At 48.6% G+C, this 25797-nt stretch carries 22 protein-coding genes and 2 riboswitches; of the genes, 10 read left to right on the top strand and 12 right to left on the bottom strand.

The annotated features are described in order from the left end of the window. The first annotated feature begins 27 nt into the window (after positions 1 to 27). Positions 28 to 540 carry an SF0329 family protein gene (locus KNQ09_RS14380; protein ID WP_214858872.1) on the top strand — a complete coding sequence of 171 codons (513 nt, stop codon included), beginning with the start codon at positions 28 to 30 and terminating at the stop codon, positions 538 to 540. A gap of 46 nt (positions 541 to 586) precedes the next feature. Here the strand turns inward: KNQ09_RS14380 and KNQ09_RS14375 are convergent, their stop codons facing one another. Together KNQ09_RS14375 and KNQ09_RS14370 are read right to left on the bottom strand one after the other, a co-directional pair. Continuing rightward, positions 587 to 1582 carry a tRNA dihydrouridine synthase gene (locus tag KNQ09_RS14375; RefSeq protein ID WP_029343007.1) on the bottom strand — a complete coding sequence of 332 codons (996 nt, stop codon included), beginning with the start codon at positions 1580 to 1582 and terminating at the stop codon, positions 587 to 589. Positions 1583 to 1689: 107 nt separating this feature from the next. Beyond that, positions 1690 to 3297 carry an FMN-binding glutamate synthase family protein gene (locus KNQ09_RS14370; RefSeq protein ID WP_214858871.1) on the bottom strand — a complete coding sequence of 536 codons (1608 nt, stop codon included), beginning with the start codon at positions 3295 to 3297 and terminating at the stop codon, positions 1690 to 1692. 142 nt (positions 3298 to 3439) lie between these two features. On the opposite strand from KNQ09_RS14370, the gene KNQ09_RS14365 reads away from it, so the two are divergent. Next, entirely contained in the window at positions 3440 to 3934 is a 495-nt protein-coding gene (locus KNQ09_RS14365) for an LURP-one-related/scramblase family protein (RefSeq protein WP_149428075.1), read from the top strand. A gap of 17 nt (positions 3935 to 3951) precedes the next feature. Beyond that, positions 3952 to 4473 (top strand): NUDIX hydrolase, encoded by a 522-nt coding sequence (locus KNQ09_RS14360; RefSeq protein WP_214858870.1) that lies wholly within the window; start codon positions 3952 to 3954, stop codon positions 4471 to 4473. Between the two features lie 41 nt (positions 4474 to 4514). On the opposite strand, the gene KNQ09_RS14355 is transcribed toward KNQ09_RS14360, so the two are convergent. Next, positions 4515 to 5738, bottom strand: coding sequence for an MFS transporter (locus KNQ09_RS14355; protein WP_214858869.1), 1224 nt, complete (start codon positions 5736 to 5738; stop codon positions 4515 to 4517). 178 nt (positions 5739 to 5916) lie between these two features. Then, positions 5917 to 6456 (bottom strand): histidine phosphatase family protein, encoded by a 540-nt coding sequence (locus tag KNQ09_RS14350; RefSeq protein WP_214858868.1) that lies wholly within the window; start codon positions 6454 to 6456, stop codon positions 5917 to 5919. Positions 6457 to 6665: 209 nt separating this feature from the next. Next, a riboswitch (glycine riboswitch) is annotated at positions 6666 to 6743 on the top strand. 159 nt (positions 6744 to 6902) lie between these two features. Between KNQ09_RS14350 and KNQ09_RS14345 the strand changes: the two genes are divergently transcribed. Beyond that, positions 6903 to 8270 carry an amino acid permease gene (locus KNQ09_RS14345; RefSeq protein WP_050678563.1) on the top strand — a complete coding sequence of 456 codons (1368 nt, stop codon included), beginning with the start codon at positions 6903 to 6905 and terminating at the stop codon, positions 8268 to 8270. Between the two features lie 40 nt (positions 8271 to 8310). Here KNQ09_RS14345 and KNQ09_RS14340 read toward each other — a convergent pair whose 3' ends face one another. Continuing rightward, positions 8311 to 9840 carry a cryptochrome/photolyase family protein gene (locus KNQ09_RS14340; protein WP_214858867.1) on the bottom strand — a complete coding sequence of 510 codons (1530 nt, stop codon included), beginning with the start codon at positions 9838 to 9840 and terminating at the stop codon, positions 8311 to 8313. Between the two features lie 244 nt (positions 9841 to 10084). On the opposite strand from KNQ09_RS14340, the gene KNQ09_RS14335 reads away from it, so the two are divergent. After that, entirely contained in the window at positions 10085 to 11578 is a 1494-nt protein-coding gene (locus tag KNQ09_RS14335) for a malate:quinone oxidoreductase (RefSeq protein ID WP_133208469.1), read from the top strand. 44 nt (positions 11579 to 11622) lie between these two features. Here the strand turns inward: KNQ09_RS14335 and KNQ09_RS14330 are convergent, their stop codons facing one another. Continuing rightward, positions 11623 to 12165: an ECF transporter S component gene (locus KNQ09_RS14330; protein WP_050678560.1), complete on the bottom strand. Its 543-nt coding sequence runs from the start codon at positions 12163 to 12165 to the stop codon at positions 11623 to 11625. 250 nt (positions 12166 to 12415) lie between these two features. Between KNQ09_RS14330 and KNQ09_RS14325 the strand changes: the two genes are divergently transcribed. Further along, positions 12416 to 12985: a hypothetical protein gene (locus KNQ09_RS14325; RefSeq protein WP_214858866.1), complete on the top strand. Its 570-nt coding sequence runs from the start codon at positions 12416 to 12418 to the stop codon at positions 12983 to 12985. Between the two features lie 43 nt (positions 12986 to 13028). Here the strand turns inward: KNQ09_RS14325 and ahpF are convergent, their stop codons facing one another. The 6 genes from ahpF to KNQ09_RS14295 form a co-directional block, all read right to left on the bottom strand. Further along, positions 13029 to 14558, bottom strand: a complete 1530-nt coding sequence (gene ahpF, locus KNQ09_RS14320) for an alkyl hydroperoxide reductase subunit F (RefSeq protein ID WP_149428068.1) — start codon at positions 14556 to 14558, stop codon at positions 13029 to 13031. A 14-nt stretch (positions 14559 to 14572) separates the two neighbouring features. Further along, entirely contained in the window at positions 14573 to 15136 is a 564-nt protein-coding gene (gene ahpC, locus KNQ09_RS14315) for an alkyl hydroperoxide reductase subunit C (RefSeq protein ID WP_023469815.1), read from the bottom strand. 221 nt (positions 15137 to 15357) lie between these two features. After that, on the bottom strand, positions 15358 to 16758 hold the full coding sequence (gene gnd, locus KNQ09_RS14310) for a decarboxylating NADP(+)-dependent phosphogluconate dehydrogenase (protein WP_214858865.1): 1401 nt from the start codon (positions 16756 to 16758) through the stop codon (positions 15358 to 15360). Between the two features lie 20 nt (positions 16759 to 16778). Continuing rightward, positions 16779 to 18125 carry a GntP family permease gene (locus tag KNQ09_RS14305; RefSeq protein ID WP_055969735.1) on the bottom strand — a complete coding sequence of 449 codons (1347 nt, stop codon included), beginning with the start codon at positions 18123 to 18125 and terminating at the stop codon, positions 16779 to 16781. Between the two features lie 24 nt (positions 18126 to 18149). Further along, positions 18150 to 19691, bottom strand: coding sequence for a gluconokinase (gntK, locus tag KNQ09_RS14300; RefSeq protein ID WP_214858864.1), 1542 nt, complete (start codon positions 19689 to 19691; stop codon positions 18150 to 18152). Then, positions 19684 to 20400 (bottom strand): GntR family transcriptional regulator, encoded by a 717-nt coding sequence (locus KNQ09_RS14295; RefSeq protein ID WP_064300753.1) that lies wholly within the window; start codon positions 20398 to 20400, stop codon positions 19684 to 19686. Before KNQ09_RS14295 ends, gntK begins: the two co-directional genes overlap by 8 nt. Before the next feature lie 182 nt (positions 20401 to 20582). On the opposite strand from KNQ09_RS14295, the gene KNQ09_RS14290 reads away from it, so the two are divergent. The 4 genes from KNQ09_RS14290 to mmuM all read left to right on the top strand — a co-directional run bounded on the left by KNQ09_RS14290 (position 20583) and on the right by mmuM (position 25771). Then, positions 20583 to 21497, top strand: a complete 915-nt coding sequence (locus KNQ09_RS14290; RefSeq protein WP_214858863.1) for a ketopantoate reductase family protein — start codon at positions 20583 to 20585, stop codon at positions 21495 to 21497. Between the two features lie 206 nt (positions 21498 to 21703). After that, on the top strand, positions 21704 to 23170 hold the full coding sequence (locus KNQ09_RS14285) for a polysaccharide pyruvyl transferase family protein (RefSeq protein WP_064300751.1): 1467 nt from the start codon (positions 21704 to 21706) through the stop codon (positions 23168 to 23170). A gap of 108 nt (positions 23171 to 23278) precedes the next feature. Beyond that, a riboswitch (SAM riboswitch) is annotated at positions 23279 to 23380 on the top strand. A 77-nt stretch (positions 23381 to 23457) separates the two neighbouring features. Further along, positions 23458 to 24861 (top strand): amino acid permease, encoded by a 1404-nt coding sequence (locus KNQ09_RS14280; RefSeq protein ID WP_214858862.1) that lies wholly within the window; start codon positions 23458 to 23460, stop codon positions 24859 to 24861. After that, positions 24836 to 25771: a homocysteine S-methyltransferase gene (gene mmuM / locus KNQ09_RS14275; protein ID WP_214858861.1), complete on the top strand. Its 936-nt coding sequence runs from the start codon at positions 24836 to 24838 to the stop codon at positions 25769 to 25771. The genes KNQ09_RS14280 and mmuM overlap by 26 nt, the downstream gene beginning before the upstream one ends. The last annotated feature ends 26 nt before the right edge of the window (positions 25772 to 25797 follow it).

The raw sequence follows: 25797 nt of genomic DNA, 5'->3' as shown, positions 1-25797 counted from the left end.
ATTAGCCGGACGGAAAGGACGGATTGCGTGCAGTTTTCCATCATCAAAAAACGGGTCGAGCAACTGCTTGCCCCGTCGTTACAGGGACGGATTGCTTTTCATGCAGCCGTCTACCGGATTCAAGATAGTCCTAGTCGCGTCTGGGTGACGTTTGACGGAGAAGAGATTCTCGGAGCAGACGACTTTCACTTCGAACGGGAAGTCGAGCGGCGTTATGCATTACAAGCTGCACAGTTACCAGAAAAACCAGCCGGATCGTTATGGCAGTCCGACTGGTTGAAGCAGTCGCATGCGTTATCCGCTGAGATCGAACGACAGGTCAAACAAGACGGGTACATGGAGAACTACGAGATGCAACAGGACTTGTTGCAGTACCCGAACCTTGCGTTTGAACAAGCGCTCGTTCATCCACATCCTTTCATCCGCGGCATCGCACGGCTCGATCGGCGACTCGGCAAACGACGTTTCCTGTTGCTGACGCATCAGTCTGACTTTGAACAATGGTGTGCAGATACACGTCAAACTATCGACCACTGGTGATACGAAAAAAGCACGCTTCCTCAAGACGAGGAGGCGTGCTTTGTTGTTAGATTGAAAACGAGTTGACCTCGTGAATTCCTTCTTCTTCAACGAAGGCGTCGAGTAAGGCACGCACTTCGTCCGTTGAGTTCGTCTCCATCAATTTGACCCGCAGTTCACTCGCGCCACGGAATCCGCGGACGTAAATCTTGAAGAACCGGCGTAATGGCTTGAAGAGACGGGGCTCGAATTGAGCCGAGTAATGATCGTGCAGATCGAGCTGGAGACGTAACAAATCGAGGAGTTCTTGGCTCGAATGTTCTTTTTTCTCGACTTCGAATGCAAACGGATTGTGGAAGATCCCGCGACCGATCATGACACCGTCGACACCGTATTTCTCGACGAGTTCAAGACCGTGTTGGCGATCGTTGATATCCCCGTTGATCGTCAGTAACGTCTGTGGTGCGATTTCATCACGTAACTTCTTGATTTCCGGAATCAATTCGAAGTGCGCTGGAACGGCACTCATCTCTTTACGTGTCCGGAGGTGAATCGAGAGGTTCGCGATATCTTGCTCGAGGATGTGGCGCAACCAATCGTGCCACTCTTCGACCTTCGTATAGCCGAGACGCGTTTTGACGCTGACCGGGAGACCGCCCGCTTTTGCAGCTTGGATCAGTTCAGCTGCGACTTCCGGACGATTGATCAAACCGGAGCCTTTTCCGTTCACGGCGACGTTATGGACGGGACAGCCCATGTTGATGTCGATCCCGCTAAAGCCCATCTCTGCCATGCCGATGCTCATTTCGCGGAAATATTCCGGTTTGTCGCCCCAGATGTGAGCAACCATTGGTTGTTCATCCTCCGTGAACTCGAGACGTCCGCGGACGCTCTGCTTACCTTTCGGATGACAATAGCTTTCTGTATTCGTGAATTCCGTGAAGAAGACGTCCGGACGCGCCGCTTTCGCGACGACGTGGCGGAAGACGACGTCGGTGACGTCTTCCATCGGTGCTAAGACGAAAAATGGTCGTGGTAAGTCCTGCCAAAAGTTCTTTTTCATAGTATATTAAACCCTTTCCTTAAGGTAATGCACATGTGTGGTTAAAGAATTTCATCAACTATACACTTTAAGCGCTCTGGCTAAAAAGTGCAAGTGAGTGCTATTCGTTACCGTGAGGAAAGAGAGCGATCCATCATATGCCGTGCCATCCAGTCCGGTCCCGGAATCAGGTGTCCGGCTCCATCCTTATAGATAACGTGTTCGGGTCGAAGTTCCGTCGGCGAGACGAGTCCTGCTGCCGCTGTCAGGTTATAGAGACCTTCTCGTAACGAGATGATGTAGTTCGTCACGCGGAAACTTTTTTCGTCGACGATCAGCGCCTTTTGCAGCTTCGGATCGGTCGTCGCGACACCGACCGGACAGTGATTCGTATGACAAACTTGCGCTTGGATACAGCCGACATTAAACATCAGACCACGTGCGATATTGACGAAGTCGGCACCGAGAGCGAGAGCAATCGCAATCTTATCGGCACTGATCAGCTTGCCGGACGCAAACACTTTGACCTTGTCGCGTAAACCAGCTTCCGTCAGGAGTTGATGGACGAACGGTAGGGCGGAAAAGAGTGGTAGACCAGCAGCATCCGCGAGTTCCTGGAACGTCGCGCCTGTCCCTCCTTCACCTCCATCGACCGTCATGAAGTCCGGATGACGTCCGGATTCTTTCATATAAGCAATCAACTGCCGCATGTCTTCAAGATTACCGACGACGACTTTGATTCCGACCGGTTTTCCGCCGATCTCACGTAGACGTTCGACCCAGTCGAGCATCGTCTCTGGTGTCGTGAATTCGTTGAACCGGTTCGGACTGTCAATTCCGACACCGACTTTGACCTTCCGGACAGCGGCAATCTCTTCTGTTACCTTTGATCCTTCGAGGTGACCACCGCGCGTTTTAGCTCCTTGAGCGAGCTTGAGTTCGAAGGCTTTGACTTGCGGTAACTCACTTTTTTTCTGGAACTCATCGAACGAAAAATCACCGTCTTCCGTTCGGACACCGAACAGACCGGGACCGATCTGACAGATGATGTCGACGTCACCTTTAAGATGAAAGTCAGACAGCCCGCCTTCCCCGGTATTCATCCAGCTCCCTTTGGCGCGACCCAGTCCGATCGAGAGCGCGGTAATGGCACGGTCACCGAGCGCTCCAAAACTCATTGCTGATTGACCAATCAGTCCTTGGATTTGATAAGGGTGTCGACATGTCGTCGCGCCAATGACTGGTGCATCCTCCATTTTCAAGAGATACGGTGAAATTTGCTTCGCAACGAGATGTTCTTTACGTGTAAATAGTTCATCGCGGTCAATCTGATAGATGTGTGTGTCGACACGTTCCGACTGGTCGATGCGTAATTCCTGACGATTCGTTGGAAAGAGGGCGTTTTGTACATAAAAACCAGCTTCTTCAAAATCACGTTCCGATCCAAAACCGAGAATCCGACTTTGATATTTGCCGGAAAGGACAGCCGTCTTGTATTCATTACGGGAGAAGGGTTTCCCTTCGTTATTGTTGAGAAATAAGTATTGGCGGAGTTCCGGTCCCATGTTCTCGAGGATATAGCGCATTTTTCCAAGGACAGGGAAGTTTCGCAGGACCGCGTGTTCTTGCTGGCGGCGATCGGCGCGCCAGACATGCCAAAGAAGAAGCGGTGGGACAAGGATGATCAACAGGACGATGGCGAGTAAAATGAAGAGAACAATCGTATCGATAGACATAAAAATTCCTTCTTTCCCGTAGATTCGTGATATGTAAGTTGATACCACTGAAAGTCCGGACACAAACGATAATTTCCAGATATTGAATCTTTTTCGTCGATGATCGCGTAAATGAGACTATACACTAAAGGAGGAGACCGGTATGCATACACTCTATATGAAAGAAAAAGCGTTCAGTTTACGTGGACGATTCTCGATTCAAGACGAGGCAGGGCACGATGCCTATCACATCGAGGGTAGTTTTATGAAATTACCGAAGACCTTTACCGTAACGAACCGAAACGGAGAAGTCGTCGCCGAAATCGAGAAGAAAACGTTCAGTTTCCGACCGGTCTTTTATGTCGAAGCAGCAGGGCAATCATTTGAAATTATTAAAGAGCTTACCTTCTTCAAGGACCGCTATACAATCAACTCGGATCAATTCGAAGTGACGGGTGACTGGTGGGATGTCGATTTTGAAGTTCTACAACAGGGACAACGGATTGGTCGCGTGCAGAAGAAATGGATCTCTTGGACCGATCAATACATCATTGAAGTCGAAGATGAAGCAATGGAAGAATTGTTGATCGCCCTCGTCGTCGCGATTGATTGCGTCAAGGCGGAGGAAAGTTCGAACTCTACATCTTTCATTGATTAAAAGGGGCATGATTTAGGATGGAACAGTGGGACGTATACACAGCAGATCGTAAGAAAACAGGACGGCTCTGGACACGGGGAACACCACATACAGCCGGCGATTATCACATGACGATTCACGTCTGTGTCTTTAACGCCAAAGGAGAGATGCTCGTCCAACAACGGCAACCGTTCAAATCTGGTTGGCCGAACATGTGGGATCTGACGGTCGGAGGCAGTGCAATTAGCGGGGATACGAGTCAGATGGCAGCGCAACGGGAACTGTCGGAAGAGCTTGGACTCGATATCGATTTCACAGGTGTCCGTCCCCATCTGACGATCCCGTTTGAGATCGGTTTTGATGATTATTATCTCGTCGAGCAGGAAGTGGATTTGACGACGCTGACGTTGCAGGAAGAAGAAGTCCAACGTGTCGCTTGGATGACAGAAGAAGCCATCGTCAACGGAATCGAAGAAGGATGGTTCATCGGTTATCATGAATCATTGATTCGGCTGTTATTTGCCCTTCGCCATAGTTACGGCGCGCATAACGAGACATAAAAACAAGCCCTTCCGGTAATTCGGAAGGGCTTGTTGTTTGATTAAGCGGATTTGCGAAGTGCATTCGTCCGTTTTGGTTTTGTTTCTGGTAAGAAGAACGTAAAGAACAGATACACGGAACAGCAGAGGAAGAAGACGATCATCGAGACCGTATATCCCGCATGGCCGAGTGCGTAACTCCAAATGATCGTAAAGATCGTCTGCGTCGCATAAGCGATTGCCCAGAAGAGACCGAATAAGACGGTAATCTTTTGCGGTGTCATCCCTTTTCGTTCGTGTGCCAAGTTCATGAAGATCGGATACTGGATGTACATCGCAAATCCGGAAATGAACGCAAAGACATACGAAACGAGTGGCGAGATGTTTCCGAACAAGACCGTGACGAGGAAACTCGCAATCATGACCGTCCCGCTGATCAACAGAATCGGTTTACGAGGTGTTCCTTTGTTACCGATCCGTAGACCAACGAACGTTCCGACGATTCCGGCACCTGAGACCAACAGGTTGACGAGCGAACCGTTCAACTGCGTATACGTATCGAACACAGGTTTCAAGCCGACGAGCGATAAGATATAGAGCGTCAGGAAACCGCCGAAGGCAACCGCATATTTCCAGAGGAATGGATCACGAACAGCATCTCCGTAACCGTAAGGCGTTTCGTCCGCGTCCGTAGCATCGTTCAACTCGAACGATTCACTACCGATCCACCATGCGAAGAAGAGAATCGCTGTCAGACTCGCGAAGATCGTCAACGTTAGTTTCCAGTCACTGACGAATTGATCAGCGAACAAGGTGAACAAGAGTGACACGACGAATGCACCGACGTTATAGGAGACAGTATTGAAAGCGTTGATGCGTAATTTTTCAGCCGGGTCCTGGACGTAACGTGTCACGACCGGGTTCATATAGACGATGACCATTGAACCACCGAGTCCCATGACCATGCGAGCGACCGTATACGCCCAGTAGTTCGGCAGGTAGATGGCAACGATCGACATCATCAGGAAGAACAGTGCGAGTAACGGTGCTTTTTTCGGACCGAGCTTCATCAAGATGAGCGCAGCGAGAATGTTGGCGAAGACACGTGCCGTCGTGATCGAATAGTTGACGAGTTGTGAGATGAGAGGGTCAACGGTCTGATTGCCGAAGAAATGCGCCGTGATTTGTGGCGTCAATGATGAACCCGCGACCCAGTTCATGGCGAAGGTCGCATAGGCGAACCAGAGGACGATCATCATGAAATAGCCTTTTTTTGTGGTAGACATAAAAATCCCTTCTTTTCTGAAGTTCCGCTTCATACATGAATCGAAAACTACTTAACTTTATTATCAATTCATTCAATATAAAGCCGTTCCGAAGGGAAGTAAAATAGATAGTTCTTATGCTTTTCATAAGTAAAAAGAATAGATTATATCAAGTCGTATGCCTAAAATGAATAGATTTTCAAAAAGCTTCCAAGTGTTCGATGATTGTTTGTTCTTGAATACGTGTCACCTTAAAAATATCCGGATTCTTCAGCTGTAAACTTTCTTCGAATCCAAAAGTAGGGTCAATCGAATGCAAGTATAAAGATAACAAATTCCCATGTGTCACGAGAATGGAACCATCATGCTGTTGTAACGCTTCTTCAACGACACGCGTGATGCGCTTAGTTGCTATCCGGCTAGATTCACCACCAGGACACGTATAATCGGGATCGATGAACGTTCGACGAAGATGATCCTGCCAATCGTCAAGTGGAACAGCACTTAACCGTCTCTCTTTTAAGTCCTCTTCTTGTGCAACGGCTAGTTTCAGAGCAGTCGCAAGTGGTTGAATCGAGTCGAGCGCTCGGCGATACGGACTCGAAAGAAGATGTGTGATCGAAAGCTCAAATAACTGCGTACACAGTCGTTGCGCCTGTTCTTCTCCGCGAGGAGTTAACGAGGCTTCCGGTGCTTGACCGGTCGTTTCACAGTGGCGAACCAAGTAAATCGTCGACATGAATGTTTCATCCTTTCGTGATCAAGTGGTGCTGTATGATTTCTGGAAAAGATGGTAAAGTCCTTTTCATAGATTGAAAAATCATTTTGAAAAAGGCGTTGACAAACGCTGTCGAGATTACTAGAATTAGAAACAATTCATCGATGCAGCGACGCATCGGATAATCAAATAAAGAGAAAGCTATGATTGTCATGGGTCACACTATGGCAGGAGCAGCTTCTGGAGAGACCGTGTCGACACGGCGCCGAAGGGTTCACAATCTCAGGCAAACGGACAGAAGAGTAATCACATGCAGCGACGGGCATTCATGGAATGTCGTAGTGGCGTGTATGGGTTATTCCTTTGATTTTGTTGAGATTGGACATTCGTCCAGTCTCTTTTTTCTTTTTCAAGACCGACAGAACGGTCTGAAGCATAGAGAAACCATCACAAGGAGGAGTTCAGGTTTGGAACAGCAAGGATTAAAGCGGGATTTATCGAATCGTCATGTACAGTTGATTGCCATTGGTGGAACGATCGGAACGGGTTTGTTTTTAGGATCAGGTAAAGCGATCCAACTCGCCGGCCCATCAATCATTTTTGCCTACTTACTCGTTGGGATCGCAATCTTCTTCGTCATGCGCGCACTTGGGGAATTGTTATTGTCAAAAGCAGGTTATCAGTCACTCACGGATATCGCAGAAGATTATCTCGGACCACGTGCCGCATTCGTGACCGGTTGGACGTACTGGTTCTGTTGGATCATGACAGCGATGGCGGACATCATCGCTGTCGGTCTGTACGTCAAGTATTGGTTTGATATCCCGCAATGGATTCCAGCCGTTCTTGCGCTCTTGATTTTACTTGGTTTTAACTTATTAACCGTTAAATTGTTCGGGGAACTCGAGTTTTGGTTCGCCTTGATCAAGGTCGTGACGATCCTTGCCTTGATCGGTGTCGGAATCGTCTTGCTCGCGATCGGTTTTAAAACGGACGCTGGTCCTGTGACGGTGTCGAACCTCTGGTCACATGGTGGCTGGATGCCAAACGGAATTACTGGATTCCTGCTATCGTTTCAAATGGTCGTCTTCGCCTATGTCGGCGTCGAGCTCGTTGGGGTATCGGCAGCGGAGACAGCGGATCCGAAAAAGAACATTCCGTCCGCGATCAATAAGATTCCGCTTCGGATCTTATTCTTCTATGTTGGTGCCTTACTCGTCCTCTTGATGATCAACCCATGGACAGGATTAAGTGCGACAGAAAGTCCGTTCGTCAAGACATTTAGTCTGATCGGGATTCCACTTGCAGCAGGAATCATCAACTTCGTCGTACTGACGTCCGCTGCTTCTGCGTGTAACAGCGGAATGTTCTCGACGAGCCGGATTCTGTATAACCTGGGAAATCAACAGCAAGCGTCGAACAAGTTCTCGAAGTTGAATAAAAACCATGTCCCGGCAAACGCCTTGTTCGTCTCAACGATCGTCGTCTCAGTCGGTGCTTTGCTCAGTAAACTGTTACCAGGACAAGCGTTCAGTATCGTTACGACGATCAGTGCGATCTGCTTCATCTGGGTTTGGGGTGTCATCCTCGTCTGTCATCTCCGGTACAAGAAACAAAATCCGGAATTGCATGCGGCGTCGACATTCAAAGCACCATTGACACCACTCGTCAATTACCTCGTGCTCGGATTGTTTGCGGTCATTCTCGTCGTCATGCTGTTTGCTGACGATACACGCCCAGCCTTGTTGCTGACGCCGGTCTGGTTCCTCGGACTATTCGGACTGTATCACCTCCGGAAAAAGAAACAACAAGCAGCTAATCAAAAAAGTGCGTAAGCCAAAACAAGTCGGTCGGATCTAATCCGACCGGCTTGTTTTATGGTGTATCGAAAGCACCGTCCTGCAGTTGTTTTCGAAGTGCTTTCGCTTTCTTTCGAATATCGCGTTTGCTGTCCGCATCGCGCTTTCCCCATTGCCGATACATCATCGACATCCGCTGATTATCAGCGAAGCGTTTTTCGTGCCGGTCGATGAAGTCCCAGTACAAGGCGTTAAACGGACAAGCATCTTCTCCGAGCATGTCCTTTTGATGGAACGGACATCCCTTGCAATAATCACTCATCTTATGGATGTAATTCGCCGAAGCGATGTACGGTTTCGTCGATAACGTTCCGCCATCAGCATGAAGCGCCATCCCGAGGACGTTCGGTAAGACAACCCAGTCATAGGCATCGATGTACATCTCGTTGAACCAATCTGCCGTCTGTTGCGGCGAGATCGCAAACAGATTAGCGAAATTCCCGAGCACCATCAAGCGCTGGATATGGTGATTGTGCGCATGCTCGACAACAGGACGTAACGATTCAGCGACACAGTTCATGTTCGTCTTCCCGGTCCAGAAAAAGTCCGGTAAATCCGCTTCATGACGTAGCGCATTGACGGAAGCATAGTCTGGCATCTCGGCTAGGTAGACGGCACGCATGTACTCGCGCCAGCCGAGGATTTGTCGAATAAAACCTTCGACCGCATTGAGCGGAGCATCTTGATCTTCGAGGGCGGCTTCAACTTGACGAATGACCTCTTCCGGTGTCAGCAAGCCGAGATTGATTGCTGCTGATAAGAGCGAATGCGATAACGTATCTTCACCGGTCAGCATGGCGTCTTGATACGTTCCGAACGTCTCAAGTCGTTCTTCGATGAAACGATGAAGAGCCCGCGTCGCTTCCTTGCGCGTGACCGGCCAATGAAAGGAATCAAGTGCTCCCGGATGATTGGAAAAATCACGTTCGACCTTGTCGATGACATCCTTTGTGATGCGATCGGGACGAAACTGAATCGGATCGGGGAACGTCGTCCCGGACTTCGCCGGTTTCCGGTTCTCGGCGTCAAACGACCACTTTCCACCAATCGGTTTGGAGCCGTTCATGAGAACGTTTCGTTCCTTGCGCAGTTTGCGATAAAAACGGTCCATCTTGTAGGGCTTGTCGCCGATTGCTTCGACCGCTTCTTCCTGTGTCAGTAAAAACAACGGCACGTCGGAACAGACCTCGACCTTGATTTTCTTCGGTAAAGCGTCTTGCCACTTGTGCATCGCCTTTCGCATCGGTTCGTCCGTGATCGCCGTATAGAACACATGATCCGGATCATGATCTTTCCGGTGCGCCTTAAATGCCTGATCGAACGAATCAGCTTCCCGGTAATCGACGGTGAAGCCTTTTTCGCGCAGTTCTTCCGCAAAATGTCGCATCGCTGAGAAGACGAGGACAAGTTTTTGTTTATGGTACGTCTTCCACTTGGAGCGTGAGGTCGCTTCGACCATCAGGATGACGTCGTCTTGTTTGTTTGCTTCCTTCAATAAAGGGAGATCGTGATTCAATTGATTGCCGAATATCCAGCGTGTCGCCATGAGTGTTCCTCCTTTTACTTTCGTTATATGATTACCGTTTTTCGTCAAAGTCATGCCTGATTGTATGCCGGCTGACGAAAATCTTCTTACCTGAATCGTCACTTTTACACATTTCTGAATGTAAAAGAAGTTCCTTTCTGTGCAAGCTGTGATAGGGTTATAATGGAAAGGTAAGTTGTCGTCATGAGGGGGAAGTTTTTCATGACAGGTAGTCCATAATATCAACGGGGATAGGAAGGATATCATGAGCAGTATGCCTAAAAAAACAGACGTTATTTTAATTGGTGCCGGAGTCATGAGCGCGACGTTAGGGGTCTTATTAAAAGAACTCGCGCCTGAGATCAACATCAAGGTATTCGAGAAACTCGCGAGTGCCGGGGAAGAGAGCTCGAACGAGTGGAACAATGCAGGAACAGGTCACGCCGCACTATGCGAACTGAACTATACGACGGAAAATGCCGATGGTTCGATCGATATCAGTAAAGCGGTCAAAGTAAACGAACAGTTCCAACTGTCACGTCAATTCTGGTCGCATCTCGTCAAGGAAGGTGTCTTGCCGAATCCGAAAGAATTCATCATGCCGATTCCACATATGAGCATGGTTGAAGGAACGGAAAACGTCGAATTCCTGAAAAAACGATTGGAAGCGCTATCAGCGAATCCGTTGTTTGCGGGAATGGAATATTCAGAGGATCCAGCGAAATTAGCCGAGTGGATTCCACTCATCATGAACGGTCGGACGTCACCAGAGCCGATCGCTGCGACAAAAATCGATTCAGGAACGGACGTCAACTTTGGTGCGTTGACACGAATCCTGTTTGAATATCTCGCACAACACGATGTAGCGATCAACTATCAGCATGGTGTCGAGGATTTGAAGCGTGTTGACGGGGGTTGGGAAGTCAAAGTGAAGAATGAGCGCGATCACCGGATCGAGCATCATACGGCGCAGTTCGTCTTCATCGGAGGTGGCGGCGGTAGTCTACCGTTGCTCCAAAAAACAGGCATCGAGGAATCGAAGCAAATCGGTGGTTTCCCGGTCAGTGGTTTATTCCTCGTTTGTAAAAATCCTGAGATCATCGAACAGCACCATGCGAAAGTCTACGGAAAAGCGAAAGTCGGAGCACCGCCGATGTCAGTACCGCACTTAGATACACGATACATCGATGGGAAGAAATCACTCCTCTTCGGACCGTTTGCTGGCTTCTCACCGAAGTTCCTAAAGACAGGATCAAATCTTGATTTGATCGCGTCTGTCAAACCGAACAACGTCTTGACGATGCTTGCTGCGGGAGCCAAAGAGATGGGATTGACGAAGTATCTGATCGAACAAGTCCTCTTGTCGACGGAACAACGGATGAACGAATTACGAGAGTTCATTCCGAATGCGAAGACAGAAGACTGGGATGTCGTCGTCGCTGGTCAACGTGTCCAAGTCATCAAGGATACACCACAAGGAAAAGGGACACTCCAGTTCGGAACAGAGGTCGTCAGTGCAGCCGACGGATCTGTCGCTGCCTTACTCGGGGCGTCACCAGGTGCCTCAACAGCGGTTCCCGTCATGCTGGAAGTACTCGGAAAATGTTTCCCGTCCGAATTACCGGCGTGGGAAGCAAAAATCAAGGAGATGATTCCGTCTTACGGGATCTCACTCGTTGAACATCCGGAGCTGTTCGAACAGATCCATGCCGAAACAGCCAAAACGCTTGAGCTTGAACAAGGTCAACCGATTCGCTAAACGAAAACCGTCCGACTCTACGAGGAGCCGGACGGTTTTTTGATTTAGCGGAAGTTACGGAAGAAACGTGTTTTCTTTAAGGCAATCCCGACTGGAATCGCAACGAGGATTCCGATGACGTTTTGTGTGATGTTTCCTGGAATTGAAGTGGCTGGTGCAACCCAGTTGCTGAACATAATCCCTTCATGCACGAAGTAGACGAGTAGCATGACAGGAACGGAAGCAATCATCCCGATCAAGTTAAACGTGACATTCGTTCCGTTACGACCACCTGACCACGCGATGTAACCGACAATCAATCCTTGAAGTCCACGTGCGATGATTGTACCAGGTGCCCAAATCGCATAGCCCGTTAGAAGATCGAATAACCCCATTCCAACAGCACCGGCAATCAATGCTGTCCGTGGACCGAATAAAATCGCGATGAGAAAGAGCATTGCTGTTCCCATATGAATGAGACCACCGTTTAGTGCGATTGGTAATTGAATCTTGATTAACATCGTTGCGACAAGAACAAGTGCGATTGACATCGCAGTGATGACGAGCTGGCGGGTACGAGTGCTAGAATACGGTGCTGCTTTTTGCATGTGACTAACCTTCTTTATGATAGATTTTAAGATATCTTCAATCTATCAGATGCCTGGACTAGTCAAAAGTGTCAACTTTGAATTATTTATAGGGGTCAGATTGACTAAAAAGTCGTCATTCGTTCTTAATTCCAAAAGAGTTTAATCTATTCATACAGTCTTAAATGAAAAAATCTCCAAAACGGTTGTCGTTTTTGAATCTACTCTTTGTTTTTTCTGTACAATGAACAGCGAAAGGAAGGGGAAGTTAATGAAATATCAGATCGCGACAGTCGTTGTCATACTTGCTTCGTTGTCACCAGTCATATCGGAGGCAAAGGACCAGACGACACAACATCAACGTTATTACGCAGCATATGAAAAAATCGTGCAAGAATTGAATCGGACACATGAAAATGCGGACGTCACGTTGCTTGCAGCAAATCAATTCGCAGACGAGGACTGGGTTTCGCCGAAACGTTTTCAGGAACGAGCAGTCAAACGGTTGAAGCCGTTACGTGTCCAAACGAGCTTCGAGTGGGATAGTGAACGGACGCTCGAACGCACGCAACGTGGAAACGAAGTCCGGATTATCGGGAATTTCGAGACAGAACTCTTGGAACAGAGTAAACGCCAACGATTATCCGATGTCTTTTCGATGACGTCTCTTGCGATCGATGATGGAAGATGGACGCAAACTGAATTTGTCGGTAGACCAATCGATGCAGGACAAACGATGGTCGTAACGGTCAGTGGTACATACGCGAAGCAAGGCATCTTAACAAAGCACCACATCACAAAAGAATTTCATTGTTCATCCGTTGGTGAAATCTACTATTGAAATAGAAAAAGAGCGAAACTCGTCTGAGTTCCGCTCTTTTGCATTAATTCCGGATCAAGTGATCGAAAGCACCGAGTGCAGCTGTTGCACCAGATCCCATCGAGATGATGATCTGTTTATACGCGCTATCTGTGCAGTCTCCTGCTGCGAAAACGCCTGGTACGTTCGTTGCGCCGTGGCGATCGACTTGGACTTCACCAAACTTGTTACGGCTCACCGTTTCACCGAGCCAGTCCGTGTTTGGTACGAGACCGATTTGGACGAAGACTCCTTCGAGCTCGACGTGACGTTCAACGTTCGTTTCGCGCTCGATGTACGTGATACCGTTCACTTTATCCGTTCCTGTGATTTCCTTCGTCTGTGCGTTGACGACGACCGTGACGTTCGGAAGTGAAGCGAGGCGTTCTTGAAGAACAGCGTCGGCTTTTAGTTCCGGTGCGAATTCAAGGACCGTGACATGCTTGACGATTCCCGCGAGATCGATGGCTGCTTCGATCCCTGAGTTTCCGCCACCGATGACTGCGACACGTTTTCCTTCGAACAATGGACCATCACAGTGTGGACAGTAGGCGACACCTTTGTTCTTGAATTCGAGTTCGCCTGGAACACCAACGTTACGCCAGCGTGCACCTGTTGAAAGGATCAAACTCTTCGTCTTCAAGACAGCACCGTTCTCAAGCTCGAGTTCGAGGAGGTCTTTCTTCTCAAGACGAGTTGCTCGTTGCAGGTTCATGACGTCGATGCCATACTCCTTGACGTGCTCCTCAAGACTTGCGACGAGTTTTGGTCCTTCCGTGTACTTCATGCTGATGAAGTTTTCGATGCTCATCGTATCCATGACTTGTCCACCGAATCGTTCTGCGACGATTCCTGTCCGGATGCCTTTACGGGCTGCATAGATGGCAGCACTCGATCCAGCTGGACCACCACCGACGACGAGGACATCGTATGGATCTTTATCAGCGAAATCAGAAGCATCAGCGCCTGTGCCAAGCTTCGCCAAGATTTCTTCAAGCGACATCCGTCCGTTACCGAACGCTTCGCCGTTGACGAAGACTGTCGGAACAGCCATGATTTCTTTTTGTTCGACTTCTTCCTTAAATGCCGCGCCATCAATCATCGTGTGACTGATGTTCGGGTTGAGGACGCTCATGACGTTCAATGCTTGTACGACATCTGGGCAGTTGTGGCAGCTCAAGCTGATGTACGACTCGAAGTGGTACGTTTCTTGAATGCCTTGAATCTGCTTGATGACGTCCGCATCGACCTTCGGTGCTCGACCGCTGACTTGTAGCAGAGCGAGAACGAGGGACGTGAACTCATGACCGAGTGGGATTCCCGCGAACGTGATTCCGCTTGTCTCACCGACACGGTTGACTGTGAAACTTGGTGTCCGGGGAAGGCTTGCCTGCTCGACGGAGATGCGTGGTGTCATGCTTGCGATCTCTTCGACGAGTGCGCTCATCTCAAGCGAGACGGCGTCTGTCCCAGCGCTAACCGCTAGGACGAGATCGCCTTCGAGAAGCTCGAGGTATTGCGCGAGTTGTGCTTTAATGTCTGGTGCTAAAGCCATCGCGAATCCGCTCCTTAAATTTTTCCGACGAGGTCAAGGCTTGGTGTGAGTGTTGCAGAGCCTTCTTCCCATTTCGCTGGGCAGACTTCGCCTGGATTGTTACGTACGTATTGTGCTGCTTTGATTTTGTTGACGAGCGTGCTTGCATCGCGACCGATACCGCCTGCGTTGATCTCAACTGTTTGGATGACGCCGTCTGGGTCGATGATGAACGTACCGCGGTCAGCAAGACCATCTTGTTCGTTCAAGACTTCGAAGTTACGTGAGATGACGTGTGATGGGTCACCGATCATGACGTACTCGATTTTACCGATTGTTTCTGATGTTTCGTGCCATGCTTTATGTGTGAAATGCGTATCTGTTGAAACAGAGTAAACTTCAACGTCAAGCGCTTTGAGAGTTTCGTATTGGTTTTGGAGATCTTCGAGTTCTGTCGGGCAAACGAATGTAAAGTCTGCAGGGTAGAAACATACGACACTCCATTTACCGCGAAGGTTAGCATCCGTTAGGTCAACGAATTCTCCGTTGTGGAATGCTGATGCACTGAATGGTTTTACTTCACTTCCGATTAAAGACATGATAAAAATCCTCCTCAAGGGTTCTATTTTTAGAATCTGTTCTAGTGCATACAAACAATCTGTATTTATCACACTAGAATAATTCTAATCTAATACTAATTTCATATAGACCAACACTTTTGTCAAGGTATAATCGGCAATTTCTTATTTCAGGAAAGATTGTGTGAACAAAAAAAGAAATCCCGACTCCTAAATGAAACAGGAGTCGGGAGCTGTTTTCTTTATTGCCAGTCCGTGTGGAAGATCCCTTCGCGGTCTGTCCGGGCATACGTATGAGCACCAAAATAATCGCGTTGTGCTTGCAACATGTTGGCATTCGAATTCGCTGTCCGGTAGCTATCGTAATACGTCAGTGACGTCGATAGAGATGGGAGTGCAAAACCAGATAACGCACCCTCGGCAACGACGTGACGTAACGATTCTTGATACGCCTGTACTTTCTCAGCGAAGAACGGGGCGAGCATCAAGTTCGAGAGGTTCGCATCATTTTTGAATGCTTCACTGATGACGTTCAAGAAGTCTGCCCGGATGATACATCCACCACGGAAAATCAAAGCGATCTCTTCAAGGCGTAAGTTCCAGGCATACAACTCAGACGACGTCCGGTACTGGGTGAAGCCTTGCGCGTATGCGGCAACTTTCCCCATATAAAGCGCTTGACGAATTCGTTCGACCCACGCGTCTCGCTCAAGCGTCGACAAGTCTTCTGGTCCCTTTAAGACAGTAGACGCTGCGACGCGTTCTTCTTTAATAGCTGAAAGGTAACGCGCGAACAGAGCTTCTGTAATGATTGAAGAGGCGATCCCATTATCAATGGCTTGCAGGCTCGTCCATTTTCCAGTTCCTTTTTGACCGGCTTGATCGAGAATGACATCAATCAACGGTTGCCCTGTCTCGTCATCGGTTTTTCGGAGAATGTCCGCTGTGATCTCAATCAGGTAACTTTTCAGTTCACCCGCGTTCCACTCAGCGAAGATGTCCGCGACTTCCGTGACGTCGAGTCCGAGACGGAAACGGAGGAAGCTATACGCTTCAGCAATCAGTTGCATGTCCGCATACTCGATTCCGTTATGGACCATCTTGACGAAGTGACCAGCGCCCTTCGGACCAATATAAACACAACATGGATCACCTTCGACGTGAGCAGCGATCTTCGTCAAGATTGGTGCGACATGTTCGTAAGCTTCTTTCGATCCACCAGGCATGATCGCAGGACCGGTCCGCGCACCGACTTCACCACCCGATACACCGACACCGATGTATTCGATCCCGTGGCGTTGTAACTCGTCGAAACGACGCTCTGTATCGAGGAAGTGAGAGTTCCCACCATCCATGATGATATCGCCTGTTTCGAGATGCGGAAGCAACGATTCGATGACTGAATCAATCGCGCTACCAGCCGTGACCATCATGAAGATTTTCCGTGGACGAGCGAGTGATTGAACGAATGCTTCAATGTCATAGTACGGATGAAGAGGTAGTCCCTCATCATGTGCGACGAGATCGTCCGTTAAATCACGTGTGTAGTTATAGATGGCGACTTCTTCTTGATGACTCGCCATGTTCAGTGCCAGGTTGCGTCCCATGACGCCAAGCCCGATGACTCCGATAGAATGTTGCATAAGTAGAACGACTCCTTTTCTTAGACGACGAGGCTGAGGAGAAGAACGAACCCAAGTCCACAAACGGAAATGATCGTCTCAAGCACAGTCCATGTCGCAAACGTTTCTTTTAATGATAATCCGAAATACTCTTTAAACATCCAGAAGCCTGCATCATTGACGTGTGAAGCGATCAGACTACCTGCACCAGTCGCGAGAACGACGAGCGCTAAGTTGACGTCGGATTGCTCCAGTAACGGAATGACGAGACCTGCCGTTGATAGGGCAGCGACTGTTGCGGAACCAAGTGAGATCCGGAGAATCGCAGCGATCAACCAAGCGAGTAGAATCGGGGATAACGCTGATCCCTCAAATAATTGGGCAACGTATTTCCCGACACCACCGTCAATCAAGACTTGTTTGAAGGCACCGCCACCGCCGATGATCAATAGCATCATCCCGATTTGGGCGATTGCCGTCGTACAAGATTCCATGACCGTTTGCATCGGAATCTTACGCGCGATTCCCATCGTGTAGACCGCGACGAGTAATGAAATCAACATCGCCGTCGAGGCGTTCCCGATGAACTCGATTGCCGAGATGACGCTGTTTTCACCCCAGCCGAGTGTTTCTTGTAAAAGCGTGAAGATCGTTGCGACCGACATCAAAAGAACCGGTAGCATCGCCGTGAAGACACTGATGCCGAAGCCTGGTGTCTCGTCTAAATCAAATTCTTTTTGTTCCCCGAGTGACGCGATGTTTCCTGTCCGTGTAAACGATTCAGGAACGAGTCGTTTCGCGATTTTTGTAAAGATAGGACCAGCGATGATGACTGTCGGAACAGCAACGATGAAACCATACAATAAGACTTCCCCGATATTGGCTTTATACTCCCCAGCGATGACGGTCGGACCCGGGTGAGGTGGTAAGAAGCCGTGCGTGACGGATAGGGCAGCGACCATCGGGATCCCGAGATATAGAATCGAGACACGAAGTTGACGTGAAATCGCAAAGACGATTGGAATCAACAAAACGAGTCCGACTTCGAAGAAGAGGGCGATCCCGATGATGAACGAAGCGACGACAACCGCCCACTGGATGTTCTTTTCCCCGAATCGGGCGACAAGCGTCATGGCGATTCGCTGCGCCCCCCCGGCGTCAGCAATCAGCTTTCCAAGCATGGCACCGAGACCAAAGATCAGTGCCAAGTGACCAAGCGTTCCTCCGATACCGGCTTCGATCGTCTTGACGATTTGATCGAGCGGCATGCCGAGTAGTAGTGCAACGCCAAAGGAAACGATGATGAGTGAGACGAACGTATTTAATTTCAACCCCATGATGAGAACGAGCAACGCGACGATCCCAATTCCTACGATGACTAAAGGCATGATGACTTCCCCCAAAAGATTAAGTTAGTTTTCTTCTTGAATCAAGCTCCGTTGATACGTAGCGATTCGTTTGTGATCCTCAGACAATGTCCGCGCTAGACTAATGAAAATTGGTAAGAGCTGACGATATTCATGCATCGCTTCTTCATTTGGTACATGGCGATGCGTTTCCCCGATCATCTCAGAGACGACTTCGAACGAATCGACTTCCCCTGTCGCATACAGTCCGAGAATACAAGCACCAAGACATGAACTTTCAAAACTTTCCGGAATGACGACTTCCGATTCAAAAATGTCCGCCATCATTTGGCGCCAGACTTCAGACCGAGCAAAACCACCCGTTGCCTGAATCCGTGTCACAGGACCGTCCATGCACTCAATCAGAGCAAGGAAGACGGTATAGAGATTGTAGATGACGCCTTCTAGTGCCGCCCGGATCATATGCTCTTTTTTGTGCGAAAGCGTCAAACCGAAGAATGAACCGCTGACATCCGGATTCCAGAGCGGCGCTCGTTCACCGGACAAGTAAGGATGGAACAATAGCCCGTCGGATCCAGGACGGACGCGTTCGGCAATCTTCGTCAAAACAGCGTACGGATCGATGCCGAGGCGTTTTGCTGTCTCGACTTCGGCTGAAGCGAGTTCGTCTCGGATCCACCGTAAGACCATTCCACCATTATTGACGGGTCCGCCGATGACCCAGTGGTCCTCGGTCAGCGCGTAACAGAACGTCCGTCCCTTTTCATCGGTCTGCGGACGATCAATGATTGTTCGGATGGCACCGCTCGTTCCGATCGTGATCGCAATTTCCCCTTTTCGAATCGCGTTGACACCCAAGTTAGAAAGGACACCGTCACTGGCACCGACTAGGAACGGCGTATCGATGGAGAGTCCCATTTGTCGTGCGTAATCAGCATTCAGTCCGGTACATGTCGTCGTCGTCGGTACGGGTTCCGATAAGTAGCTTGCATCGATCCCTGCGACGTGTAACGCGCCCGTATCCCAGCCTAATTCATGAATGTTGAAGAGACCGGTCGCTGAAGCGAGAGAGTGGTCGATGACATATCTGCCGAACAGTCTTTGGAACACGAATTCCTTGATCCCAACATATTTTTTCGTTTGAGCGTGGAGCTCCGGACGATCTTCGACGAGCCAACTGATTTTGCTGAGCGGTGACATCGGATGAATCGGTGTTCCGGTCCGGTGATAGATCGATAGACCATATTGTTCCTTGATCTTGTTCGACCATGCTTCACTCCGACTGTCTGCCCACGTAATGCAGGCAGTCAATGGTTGATGCTGTGCGTCCATTGCGATCAAGCTGTGCATAGCACTACTGAACGCGACGAACTTTGGTGGCATGCTCGGATGACGTTTCGTGATCAAGCGGATCGATTCGAGTACAGCATCAAAAATTTCTTCCGGATCCTGCTCCGCCGTCGAGCGATTTGGTGTATGGAGCGGGTAACCGACGTTCGTTTGTCCGATGACCTCTCCTTTTGTCGTAAATAAGACCGCTTTCGTACTCGTCGTTCCGATATCGACGCCTAACATATATTCAGTCATGTGAATCGACTCCTTTCGACATCATTTGTTGCGTTTTCCAGAGATCTTCGACTTCCTGGACGTCATCAAAGTTCTGATGTAAGGAAGCAACCATCCGTTCACGGTCGCCTGTCTCGATCGCTTCGATGTACAAGGCGTGGTTCGCGAGGATGCGTTCGAAGTCTTCGATGTCTTCCTCGAATCGTACCCGCATCGATAGGAGGATGAAACTTTCCATGACCGGTTTGAGATTTTGCCAAATCATGCTGACATATCCATGATCAATCGAGCGGATGATCGTTTCATGAAACAGTACATCCTGGAAGGAGAATTCATCGGCATCCTTGTATTTGATGGCAACCTTCATCATTTCGAGAATCTTACTGAGTTCCCGGACGAGTTCTGCCCGTTCGATTTTGACGAGTCGCTCGAAGACAAACGTTTCGATGAGTAGCCGGACATCATAGATTTCCTGAATGTCGCGCTCGGACAAACCGACGACGACTGCTCCCATCCGCTCGAGACGAATCAATTGTTCGGATGCAAGGACCTTTAATGCATCACGGACAGGCGAGCGACTGACTGAAAAATCAGAGGCTAATTTGTTTTCAGATAAGATGGTACCGCTTTCAATCCTTCCTGAAATGATGCGCATCCGTAGCTCGTGTGCAACACGATCTCCGGCGGAAGCTTTTGATAACCACTTCAAGGGGTATAACATTTCTGACATGGAATCACCTGATTTCTAAAGTGAGTATACTTGTATACAAGTTAGTATATACGTTTTTTTCTAAAATGCAAACGCTTAACTTAAAACGGATCGATCCACGCAGAAATCAGGAAATCGGTTCCAAATATGTTAGGGTGAAGGAGTAAGCAACGCACAGAACGGGTAAGGAGGAGATAGTACATATGAACATGTTAGTTGTAGGTGCAGGGGCAGTTGGAGGCTATTTCGGAGGTCGTCTTGCTGAGCAAGGGGAGCAGGTGACATTCCTCGTCCGTTCGAATCGATATGAACAACTACAAAAAACAGGACTACACATCACTAGTCCTCATGGCGATATGACGATTACGCCTCAGTTGATAACACGAGACATGCGACCGGATCGTGCATTTGATGTCATCTTGCTTTCGACGAAAGCCTATCACTTAGATGACGTCCTACAGGACCTCGCGCCATTCGTTTCGAGCGAGACGTATATCATTCCTTTGTTGAACGGCATGCAGCACATTCGACGATTAACAGAAGTCTTTGGAGAAGATCGAGTTTTGGGCGGTCTTTGCTTTATTGAGTCGACGCTTGATGCAGAAGGGCGCATTGTACAGACAAGCCCGTCGCATCGGCTGCTATTTGGTTCACGAACCGGTAAACCAACAGCGCGTCTAGAGAAAATCGCAGCGTGTTTTGCGAAAGCGAAGGCACCAATGAAGTATTCGATGCATATCATGGATGATATGTGGCAAAAGTATCTCTTTATTTCGACATTCGCGGGCGTGACGACGCTATTTCGCTCAGCAATCGGTCCGATTCGGGAAGAAGCTGTTGGACATCAAATGATCCTAGACGTCATGGCGGAAGCGAAACAGGCGATGGAAAAACAAGGGGCAGTCTTTAATGACGATGTAGAAGCGGTCTTGCTGAAGCAGATGCATGCAATGGAAGATACGATGAAATCATCGATGTTACGGGACATGGAAAAGGGTCAGCCCGTCGAAGTGGAACATTTTTTCAGTGAATTATTAAAGCCTGCCACGACTGATCAGATGCATGCCTTGAAATTAGTTGAAGCGAATCTACGCATGTATCTCGAAACGATTAAATAGTCACATTTTTCTATTTTAGAAAAATGATGGTGTGGTGCAAATGTTTCGTTTTGATGACGAAAGACCTGTTTCCCTTAGGAATCGTTGACTTCCGAAATAAAGTTCATCTATTCTTAATGAGATTGAAAAAAACTGATAATATATTTTTCCGTATTTTTTTTCTTGCAAGGACGAATGAAGCAGACGAGAGGGGAAGTTTATCCATTATGAAACGTATTATTATTCGTGCAGGTATGACACCATTCGAACAGTTCGATGCTCCTTATTTGATGAAACATAATTCCATTGGAGGAAACGTTGGAAATCTTATCTATCAATACAGTATCTTTCGGACGTTGATGACAGAAGGTACGACGATTACACCTGACTATTACTATTACGACGAAGAACGGGCAGACGAAATCAATGCCAACTTTGATCTTTATGTCATTCCGTTAGCGGATGCATTCCGAAAAGAATTCGTACCGACGTTACGGAAATATACACGTCTCATCAAAAAATTAAAAATTCCAGTTGTCGTCATCGGTGTAGGGTTACGTGCACCGTTTGAACCAGACTTAGATGGTGGATTCCCATTCGATGAAGATGTCAAAGCGTTCGTCAGTGCCGTTCTCGAGCGCTCGAGCATGCTGGGTCTTCGCGGGGAGATCACGTCGAAATACTTAACACGTCTTGGTTTCCGCGAAGGGATCGATCATCGCGTTATCGGATGTCCTTCGATGTACGCGTTCGGTCGTGATTTGCACATCCGTGAAACGAACATCACACCTGAGTCGATGATTACGGTCAACTCGTCACGTTTAGCTCCACAAAACGTCCTCGATTTCATTACACGTGGGATGGAAGAGTATCCAAATCATTACTTCATTCCCCAATGGATGAAGGAACTGAAGTTGACGTATACAGGGACGCACCCGATTGCAGATCTTTCAGTGACGAACTATCCGGTGAAAATGTCGGATCCTGCTTACATGAATGATCGGGTCCGTTTCTTCTTGAACGCACAGACATGGTTCGATTTCATTGGACAAGCAGACCTTAGTTTTGGTGCGCGCTTGCACGGAAACATCACAGCAACGCTTGCAGGTACGCCGAGTATCCTCATTCCAAAAGATGCACGGATGCGCGAATTGACGGATTACCATCAGTTGACGCACATTTGGGCGAACGACATCACAGCGGATACACAATTATCCGACGTCGTAGCAAGCGCTGACTTCCAAAGTCCGGCACGTGTTCAAGCGCGTAACTTCGACAACTTCGTTGACTTCTTGAACGTGAACAATCTTGAGCATATCTATCAAGAGACGAACTATCCTGAGAATGTACCGTTTGACCGTCAAATGGCGCAAACCGAGTTGCTCCCACCAGTCCAACCGATCTCTGGCGTAAGTCTTGAGGAAGCAGTCGCTCGTTTTGAACGGTTCTTCCCGGAACAAGAGAAGAAGATTGCGGATGCGCAAAAACAAACAAAAGCACAATTAGCTGAAAAAGATAAGAAAATCAAAGCATTACAGAAACAAACAGGAACGGCTCAAAAGGATCAAGAGATTGCGGCGCTCAAAGCGCAATTGGCTGCCCAAACGAAGAAAATGAAGCACCAGCAAGGAACATTGAATCGGAAAGCGGTTCGTGCAGCCTTGAAAACAGCGGATTTATTCGCCAAAAAATAAACCTCCAAACATTCCGGATCGATACGATGCGGAATGTTTTTTTGATAGGAGTATTCTGAATTGTGTTGACAATTTGAAAAAGACTTGATAGGGTTAGGAACAATTACATACTTATCCAGAGAGGTGGAGGGACTGGCCCTATGAAACCTCAGCAACAGGTCGAAAGATACTGTGCTAATTCCTGCGGGTGCTGCACCCGATCGATAAGATTTCCGAATTGTCGACCGACGCATCCGTGAGGATGCGTTTTTTGTTTGGAATAGGTGGAACGAGGAGGAAATGGATTCATGAAAACGAGCGGAGCGTTTCGACGCAAGATGGAATCACGTCATCTGATCATGCTGTCGTTAGGTGGTGTCATTGGAACAGGATTATTTTTAAGTACAGGTTATACGTTGGAACAAGCAGGACGCGTCGGAACGATTTTATCGTATTTGATTGGGGCCGTCGTCGTTTACTTAGTCATGTTAAGTCTCGGTGAACTCGCCGTGCACATGCCGGAAACCGGATCATTCCATAAGTACGCAACGAAGTACATTGGACCCGGCACCGGTTATACAGTGGCCTGGCTCTACTGGCTGACGTGGACGGTCGCCCTTGGTTCAGAATTCACGGCAGCAGGCATTTTAATGCAACGTTGGTTCCCGTCGATTCCGGTTTGGGTGTTCAGCGCCTTGTTCGCTGCGATGATCCTTGGTATCAACGTCTTGAAGGTTCGCGTGTTCGCTGAAGTCGAGTTTTGGTTTTCCGCCATCAAGGTCGTGACGATCATTGCTTTCATTTTACTTGGTGCGGGAGCGATCGTTGGTTTCATTCCCTTACAAGATGGTAGCCCGGCCCCATTCTTTTCTTCGTTAACCGAAGGCGGATTGTTTCCAAATGGAGCTTTCGTCATCTTCATGACGATGCTTGCTGTGAACTTTGCTTACTCGGGAACGGAACTAATCGGTGTCGCAGCGGGTGAAGCAGTCGATCCGAAACGGACGATTCCGCTTGCGATCCGGACGACGATTTTGCGACTCGTCCTCTTTTTCGTCGGTACGATCATCGTATTAGCCGTCTTATTGCCAACGGATGGGAAGGGTGTGCTCGAAAGTCCGTTCGTCGCCGTGTTTGAACGGATCGGAATTCCGTACGCGGCAGATGTGATGAACTTCGTCATTTTGACAGCGATCTTGTCGGCAGCGAACTCTGGACTTTACGCCGCTTCTCGGATGCTCTGGTCGCTTGCGAACGAACGCATGATTTCACGCTTTTTCGCCCAGGTGACGCCAAGTGGGGTTCCACTTCGAGCTGTATTGTTCAGCATGCTTGGCGGAGGACTTGCCTTGCTGTCTAGCATCTATGCAGCAGGAAGTGTCTATATCGCGCTCGTCTCGATTTCCGGTCTCGCTGTCGTCGTCGTTTGGATGAGTATCAGCGTTGCCCAGTATCGCTTCCGGAAGCAATTTCTTCGTGAAGAGCATACGGTCGACGAATTGGTCTATCGCACACCACTCTTTCCATTCGTACCGATCGCCGCTTTCGTCGTTTGTTTGATTTCTCTGATTGGTATCGGATTTGATCCGACACAACGAATTGCCTTGTACTGTGGTATTCCATTCATCGTGATCTGTTATGTCGTTCATGCGTTCACGAATTCTTCTCAGAAACGGAGTGTTGAAGATGTCCCGAATCAAAAATCCAGTTGATCAACGATTACAGGAAGTTCCCTTTCTCATTTTAGATGGTGCCCTTGCAACCGAACTTGAACAGAAAGGATTCGACCTGAACGACCCGCTTTGGTCAGCACGTCTCTTAATCGAAGCACCGGAACAGATCGAACACGTCCATCGTGACTACTTTGAAGTAGGTGCCGATGTTGCCATCACTTCAAGCTATCAAGCAAGTATCGAAGGGTTCAAGCAACGTCATATCACGACAGAGGAAGCACAGTCGCTGATTCGACAAACGGTCACCTTGGCGCAAAACGCACGCACGCGTAGCGGAAAGAGTGACGCATTAATCGCAGGATCAGTGGGTCCTTATGGTGCCTACTTAGCAGATGGTTCTGAGTATCGCGGTCATTATGGGGTGTCAGCAGATGTGCTAGAAGCCTTCCACAGACCACGGATTGAAGCATTGATTGAAGCGGGGGCTGATCTGCTGGCATTTGAGACGATTCCGTCGCTCGAGGAAGCTGTCGTATTGTTCCGGATTCTCGAAGCGTATCCGAAAGTGTCCGCTTGGCTGACGTTCTCGCTTCAAGATGCGACACACATTAGTGAAGGAACGGCACTTGCGACGTGTATTGAAACGGTCGGACAACATCCACAGCTCGCAGCAATCGGTGCAAATTGTTTTCCGGCATCTTACGCGACCGACTTTATCCGTCACGTCAAGGCGTTGACGGATGTGCCAATCATCGTCTATCCAAACTCCGGTGAGGTCTATGATCCGGTCGCAAAAACGTGGTCAGGTACGAATCAGTGTACGTCGTTCCAAACCGTCGCGAAGACATGGTATGAGGCAGGGGCACTATTGATCGGCGGTTGTTGCCGAACGTCACCCGAACACATCGCACAAATTCGTTCGGTTTGTCAGGTTTCTCATACATCATGAAGAATGACGAAAAAACGGACGCGAAA

The organism is Exiguobacterium sp. s191 (assembly GCF_018618955.1).
Classification (GTDB): Bacteria; Bacillota; Bacilli; order Exiguobacteriales; family Exiguobacteriaceae; genus Exiguobacterium_A; species Exiguobacterium_A abrahamii.
This window is presented reverse-complemented; position numbering and strand designations above follow the sequence as displayed.